Consider the following 7,399-nt stretch of genomic DNA (forward strand, 5'->3'; position numbering starts at 1 on the left):
AAGAGTACTTTCCTTGAAAAATTAGCCGGCAATGATTGGTTTACAGACTCATTAAAAGCTATGGATGATAAAATTGTTATTGAAACTATGCAAGGTAAATTTATAGCAGAGTTTGGGGAATTAGCTGGTATGAGAAAAACAGAGGCAGAAGAGATAAAGCATTTCTTAACAAAAACTGAATTCAATGCACGGTTAGCGTATGGAAAAAGGTCATCTCACACACCTATTCAATGGCTTTATGCAGGTACAACGAATAGCTCGGAATTTTTAAAAGATAAAACCGGAAATAGGAGATTTTGGCCCATAGATGTATTTACAGGCAAAAAGGATATATGGGGTGATCTAGATAAGGAATGTGACCAAATTTGGGCAGAGGCATACCGTTTATATAAAAAAGGCGAAAAAATATTCCTTACCCAAGATGAGAAATTGTTAGCAGAGCATCAACAAGGGTTACACCTGGAGGTAGATGAATTAGAGCAATTAATAGAGGATAGATTAAATTGGGACGCTCCTGAGGAGCAATGGCAGGATTATAAATTCTCTGATATAATAAGCAGTTTAAATTTGTCGGACAGGCTAAAAGGTCAAGCCAAACAAAGTCTAAAAATAATACTTTTAAATAAAGGTATTAAGAGAAGATTAAAAAATAGTGGAAGCTTTTACAATTTACCACCAATGGAGATGACAAAAAGTATAATAGATTTTCAAACAAAATTATAAGCTACCACTTTTTAAAAAAAGGTTACCACTCTTTTATTGAATTAGTGGTAACAGTGGTAACCTGTGGCAACCAAAAAACAGGGGGTTATCACTTTTTAAATTAGGTATAGCAAGGGTTAGATAGTATTAGTGGTAACAGTGGTAACCTATTTACTTATTATATATATATAGTTACTAATACACTATATATACACCCTAATACACCTAATATATATATATGTAGGGGCTTTAGGTTGCCACTGTTACCACTATACAGATATTAGGAGGTAAAAAACATTGAAAAATAAAGTAAAAACAAAGATATATGAAGATGGAGAATGGGCAACAGGCAAGGAAGAGTGTATTAATTGTAAAACTAAAGAATCAGTATTTTACGATAAAAGAAGTGATTTTTTCATGTGTTCAAAATGTTTAAGAGAACATGAAGAAAAATGCTAGAATCCAGAATTGAAAAAAGACTTAAGGATGAAGTAGAGAAAATAGGTGGTAAATCATTAAAGTTTGTTAGTCCAGGATCGTCAGGAGAGCCAGACAGGATTGTACTTTTACCTGGAGGAAAGATTATATTTGTAGAACTTAAAGCACCAGGTGAGAAACTAAAACCACTCCAAATATTTAGAGCAAAAGAATTAAGGAATTTAGGTTTTGATGTTAGGTGTATAGATTCGGTTAAAAAAATAAAAGAACTTATCGAGGAGGTGGTAATATGAAATATAACCCACATAGCTATCAACAATATGCAATGGAGCATGTACTTGATCACCAAGCTGCCGGTTTGTTTCTTTGAGACTAGATATGGGTCTTGGGAAGACAATAACAACTTTAACCGCAATAGATGTTTTATTGTTTCTGGGAGATGTAGAGAAAGTTTTAGTTATTGCACCACTTAGAGTAGCAGAAGATACATGGAGTACTGAGATAGAGAAATGGGATCATCTGAGTCATTTAAAAATATCTAAAGTATTAGGAACACCTAAGCAAAGGGTACAAGCAATAAACAGGCCTGCTAACATCTACGTTACCAATAGAGAAAATGTAACCTGGTTAGTTAAAGAGTACTTTGATAAGTGGCCCTTTGACATGTGTGTTATAGACGAGCTAAGTTCTTTTAAATCAGCCAAGGCAGATAGATTTAGATCTTTAAAGAAAGTAAGAGCTTATTTTAAAAGAATAGTAGGACTCACTGGGACACCTGCACCAAATAGTTTAATAGATTTATGGCCACAATTATATCTCCTAGATGGTGGTGATAGGTTAGGTAAAACCATAACAGGCTTTAAGCAACAATATTTTTCACCTGGTAGACAAAATGGTTATATAGTTTATGACTGGAAACTAAAAGATGGATCAGAGGATGCAATTCATAATAAGATAGGTGATATATGTATAAGCATGATGTCAAAGGATTATTTAGATATTCCTGAAAGAGTAGATAATATAATAAATGTTAATCTACCTAAAGATGTTAGAGCTACGTATAAGAAACTAGAAAAGGATTTAATTATAGAGCTTGATGAAAATGATATAACAGCAGCTAATGCAGCAGTGCTTACAAATAAATTATTACAAATGTCTAATGGAGCAATATATTCAGAAACAAAAGAAGTAGTAGAAATACATGAGGAAAAATTAAAAGTATTATTAGATCTTATAGAAGCTGCAAATGGTAAGCCAGTATTAATCTTTTATAGCTTCAGACATGACTACGATAGAATAGTTAGTTATTTAAAAACTAAGAAATTAAAGGCTATTGGATTAAAAGACTCTAGCGATATAAAAAAATGGAATGGTGGAGAAATACCAATACTTTTAGTTCATCCAGCTTCAGCAGGTCATGGCCTTAACTTACAATATGGCGGAAACATAATAATATGGTTTGGACTTACATGGTCTCTGGAGAGCTATCTTCAGGCTAATGCAAGACTCCACAGACAAGGCCAAAAGGAAGTTGTAGTTGTCCATCATATAGTTTGTAAAAATACTGTAGATGAGGATGTTATGCGAGCTTTGGGTAACAAAGAAATAAATCAGAATACATTACTTGAAGCTGTAAAAGCAAGAATCAAAGGAGGCGAGTAAGTGACAAAAGAGGAGTTATCAAAGCTACAAAAGATTATAGCTGAAATTGAACAGATTAAACGAGAACTAGAAAGTATTGAGCCAGAGTATGCAATAGATTCTGTAACTGGATCAAGTATAAATTTTCCTTATACACAGCACAATATTATGATAGAGGGATATGATATTAAAAGTTATGAGCATAAGGTTAAGAGAATACAGAATAGATTAAACCATAAAATGATTGAGCTGGTGGAAGAAAAGGACAGGCTAACAGAATATATCTACAGTTTAGACAATAGTGATTTAAGGCAAATACTCTCACACAGATATGTTAGAGGATTGACATGGCAAGATGTTGGTATAAATATGGGTTATGCAACTATTACAGTAAGATCAAAACATGATAAATTCTTAAAAAGTGTATCACCTAATATCACATTTAAAGGAGTATGATAGTATTATTAAGAATTATCAAGAGATAGAAGAGCACTGGTGGACAACTGGGGCTCCTTTTATTGCGTGTGTTCACTATATAGGAGGTGATTAGATGTTAGATGAGAGACAGGTTAAGGCAATAGAATCAAAGGTAATAGGCGGGAATATTAGCGATATGGCGAGGAAAGCAGGTGTTACCAGGAATACTATTTATAAATGGATAGAATTGGAAGAATTTAAGGCTGAGGTGGGCAGGTGTCAACAGGAGTTTATTTCCTCCACAATACAGATAATCACAGCCTATGCGCCAAAGAATGCACAGGCACTGATAGACCTGGCTGATAGCACTACCAATAAGAAGATTGAGTTAGATGCTAGGCTTGCTCTATTAAGTAAGACTATGCCTAATACAACTAAGATAAGCATAGATGATGGTAGAGATACTAAGGACAACGTTGATACAGACGTATTGGACCAGGAGATTAAAGAGTTTGACACCGAATAACATCGTTGATGCAGGTAGTGCAGCAACTGTTTGATACACAGCAACAGCGACAATGTATGCGAACAAAGGTACGAACATAATATGTACTAGATATTAATGTCATGAAATGAAACTTTCACGACATTTATAATAGGCTACAACGTAGTGATAGCCACAATGTTATTAATTTAATAAGAATAACGACATCATTTAGTGTTTTATGCAGTCTATTTTATGGTTTATGCATAGATAATCAAGCAAAATAATTAAATAATAAGATCGTATTTATAGGGGTATGCTTCTAATTTAGGGGTTTCCTGAAATCGTGGGATTAGGCTATACAATTTTTTATAATATTTTTTTAGCTTCAAGGGTAGGCACAATAATTATTTTTTTTATAATAATTTTTAGGTGGTGTGGTATATGAAGAAAATTAAATTATATACGCAGTGGCAAAACGATGAGGTTGTTTGCGACTGTCCTCCAATAAACAAATGCAAAAAGGAACATGGATGCGAGCTTTTAGACTTTACGCTTGATAGTTATGCTGATATGCGAGAATGTATGAAGCATGATAGTTATGCCAGGGTTAATAGTAGAGTACATCATAGCGAAATTAATTAATAATTATTTTGATACAAATAGAAAATTAAAAAGAGATAGGAAATACTTTAGAATTAAGTAGGTGATTGATTGAGCTATGATGAAGGTAAAGAAAACCGAAAAATGTTATATGTAGCACTTAAAAAAATGTATAATCCTGAAAAGGCTAAAGAATTGTTGATGAATAATAAAGATAATTTATTTGGTTTAAGGGGGCTCGCTTGGTCAGTAGGTAAACGCTCGATAGAGTTTTTCTGTAAGTATTTTTTACAAGATACTTTCACTCCTAAACCCAATAATACAGCTAGGGAGTTAGCTCCTATGCATTATGAGTTATGGGAAGAAGCTGAAAATATATTTATAAAAGATAAGTTTGATAAATTTGCAGCTGCTGAACCTAGGGGAAGTGCTAAAACTACGATTTTTGACTTTGCTATATCCACATGGCTTCATGCCTATGGGTTATCACCTTATACATTGGTGTGTGGTAAAACTGAACAAGATGCAACCGACTTCCTCAGTACTACAAGGCAAGCGTTTGAAGAGAACACTTATATTATAAGTGCTTTTGGTAAATTAGTAGACACACGAAATTATACGGTCAATAAGCTCGAACTAGAGTTGACTAATAACACTAAAGTGCAAGCTATATCCTCAACATCAAGTATTAGAGGTAAAAAATACAAAAATGACCGTCCTTTTTGTATTATAGCTGATGATTATCAAGGCAAGGAAAATATTATTACTCAGGAGTCAAGGGATAAGAAATATAGAACTTGGATGGATGATGCGAAGTTTGCTGGTGATGAAGCAGTTTACAGGAATGGCGCTAAAATTAAAATGGCCACAAAATTTATTGTTTTGGGAACCATCTTACATAGAGATTGCTTTATGAGTAGGATTCTTAAAGACAAAGAATACAAATGTATTACTAGAAAAGCTGTGTTAGTAGATGATGTAGATGAATTATACACTACTGGATTATGGGCCAGATTTAAAGAAATGTATTTTAGTGATATTTATGAGGATGCTAAAGCAGCTGCTAAAGAATTTTATTATCAGCACGAAGCAGAAATGCAATATCCTATTTCATGGCCTGATAAATGGAACTGCTGTGATCTTGCGATCGCTTATTATGTAGATGAAATTAGTTTTAAACAGGAATTGCAGAATGATGCCAGTAAAATTGGTGTTAAAAACTTTAAATCTATAATAACTCAAACTCCTGAAGAAATAGAAAATCATAATTTCACTAAGACAATGTTATGTATGGATCCAGCCGGTACTGATAATAAAAATAAAAAGACCGAGGATTTTTATGGATTCTTAGTTGGATCATTAGCTAGTAACGGTTTTAAATATGCTCGTAAGGCTGAAATATTAAAAATTGAGTTTGATGGTTATATGAAGCATGCGCTCAAGCTTTTAACTGATTATAAAGATATAACTCACATATATATTGAAAAAAATACCTATATGGGTGTAGATGTAATTAAGCTAAAAGAATTAATAGCATTAGATGAGGTCCTTAAGTTAAGGGATTTCATTTATATAAATGAAACACAGAATAGAAATAAGGATGAAAAAATCAGTACTATTGTTTCTGATGTAAATAATGGTCGTATAATTTTTAACTCTGAAGATGTTCCGTTTCAAGATCAAATTATGGATTTTGCAGGGCAGAACTTTTCTTCCCATGATGATGCGCCCGACATTACTGCTGAATTTGCCAATAGAATAAATGATATAAAAGTAGTAAGTATTGTTAAAGTAATGGACCGAAGAGCTTTGGGCCTATAAGGAGGTGTACAAATGAATTTTAGTGAACTGTTAAAAAGGTTATTTAAAAAGCAAATAGGATTAAACTTACGGAACCCTGAACATTTAAAATTGGTTAAGAAAATTTATGGGCAATATAACGCAAACCGTTATATACATGAAAAAATGTATAGGTACTATTGCGGGGACACCGACGCTATGAGAAATTATAAATTTATAACTGAGAGATCCAATATTAAGACAAATACAAATTATATGAAGAAATTCATCAAAGAAGAGGTCAGTTATACTGTTGGAAATGATATAACGTATGAGTCCAAGAGTGATAACAAGGATATAGTTAAAGATATTGAATATTATACAGCACATTGGAATGAATTGCATGATCCGGACCTAATGAAGTACTTATTGGTGTTTACTAAAATATATGAAATCTATTATTTAGATGAAAATACTGATTTTTGCAGTAAGATTGTAAAACCTACTGATGGATATGCTTATACAGATAACTCAGGTAAGGTTTTATTTTTTATTCGTTCATTCAAAAATGATTTTGATACAGTTAATCAATATATAGATGTATATACAGATAATTATATTTATCATTTTGATAGTAAGTTTAATGAAATAGAAAACCCTACCTGGAACATATTCGGAGAGGTTCCTGTGAGTGTTGGAGTATTAACATTTGAAGAATATCATGATAGTCTGTACGGTGATGTTAAAGGTCTTCAGGATGCTTTTGAAACTAATTTTAGTGATATTGGTAATGAAATAAGTGATTTTAGAAGTGCCTATTTAGTATTTACCGGTTGTGAAATGGATCCTAAGTTACTTCCTGACATGAAAGAAAAAGGTATGTTAAACGCTAAAGACAAAGATAGTACAATTCAGTGGTTAATAAAAAATATCAATGATACATTTGTGCAAAATACTTTAGATCGTTATGTGGATACAATGTATCAAATTTCTTGCCATATAAATCATAACGAGGGTATGGTCTCAAATTTAAGTGGTATTGCATTAAGGTCCAGGCTTATTGCACTTGAAAATAAGTGTGAGCTTGAAGAAAAGGCACATAAAAACATTGTTAAAAATAGAAATAGATTTTTATGTATGTATTTGAATCTTAAGAAAAATAAAAATTATGATTATAAAGATATTAATGCTCTTTATACTCCTAATATTCCTATGGATGACCTTGGCACAGCGCAAATGTTGGCGCAGGTTCCTGAGGGAATTATTTCTAAGGATACTTCAAGAGGTAGATTTAGTTTTATAAGTAATAAGGTAGCTGAAGCTGAAAAAGTTAAA

The 7,399-nt window shown here is 32.5% G+C and carries 8 protein-coding genes and 1 pseudogene; all 9 read left to right on the forward strand.

Annotated features, from left to right (window positions below; all coding sequences use genetic code 11):
- On the forward strand, positions 1–723 hold a 723-nt coding region (locus JJD95_RS18880; RefSeq protein WP_291644849.1), incomplete at its 5' end, for a VapE domain-containing protein.
- A gap of 276 nt (positions 724–999) precedes the next feature.
- Complete coding sequence (locus tag JJD95_RS18885; RefSeq protein ID WP_291644851.1) at positions 1,000–1,161, forward strand: hypothetical protein; 162 nt, start codon at positions 1,000–1,002, stop codon at positions 1,159–1,161.
- A complete protein-coding gene (locus JJD95_RS18890; RefSeq protein WP_291644853.1) occupies positions 1,155–1,433 on the forward strand; it encodes a VRR-NUC domain-containing protein in 279 nt (92 codons plus the stop codon). Before JJD95_RS18885 ends, JJD95_RS18890 begins: the two co-directional genes overlap by 7 nt.
- Positions 1,430–2,802, forward strand: a pseudogene (locus tag JJD95_RS18895) (SNF2-related protein). The gene JJD95_RS18890 and the pseudogene JJD95_RS18895 overlap by 4 nt, the downstream one beginning before the upstream one ends.
- Complete coding sequence (locus JJD95_RS18900; protein ID WP_291644855.1) at positions 2,803–3,237, forward strand: RNA polymerase subunit sigma-24; 435 nt, start codon at positions 2,803–2,805, stop codon at positions 3,235–3,237.
- Between the two features lie 94 nt (positions 3,238–3,331).
- Positions 3,332–3,724, forward strand: coding sequence for a hypothetical protein (locus tag JJD95_RS18905; protein ID WP_291644857.1), 393 nt, complete (start codon positions 3,332–3,334; stop codon positions 3,722–3,724).
- Between the two features lie 402 nt (positions 3,725–4,126).
- Entirely contained in the window at positions 4,127–4,327 is a 201-nt protein-coding gene (locus tag JJD95_RS18910; protein ID WP_291644858.1) for a hypothetical protein, read from the forward strand.
- Between the two features lie 69 nt (positions 4,328–4,396).
- The gene (locus JJD95_RS18915; RefSeq protein ID WP_291644860.1) at positions 4,397–6,106 is read left to right on the forward strand and encodes a hypothetical protein; all 1,710 of its coding nucleotides are present in this window, start codon (positions 4,397–4,399) and stop codon (positions 6,104–6,106) included.
- A 12-nt stretch (positions 6,107–6,118) separates the two neighbouring features.
- Positions 6,119–7,399: phage portal protein (locus JJD95_RS18920; protein ID WP_291644862.1), on the forward strand; the 1,281-nt coding region annotated here is incomplete at its 3' end.

Origin of the sequence: Clostridium sp., from assembly GCF_016650035.1 — a bacterium.
Taxonomy (GTDB): Bacteria; Bacillota; Clostridia; order Clostridiales; family Clostridiaceae; genus Clostridium_AD.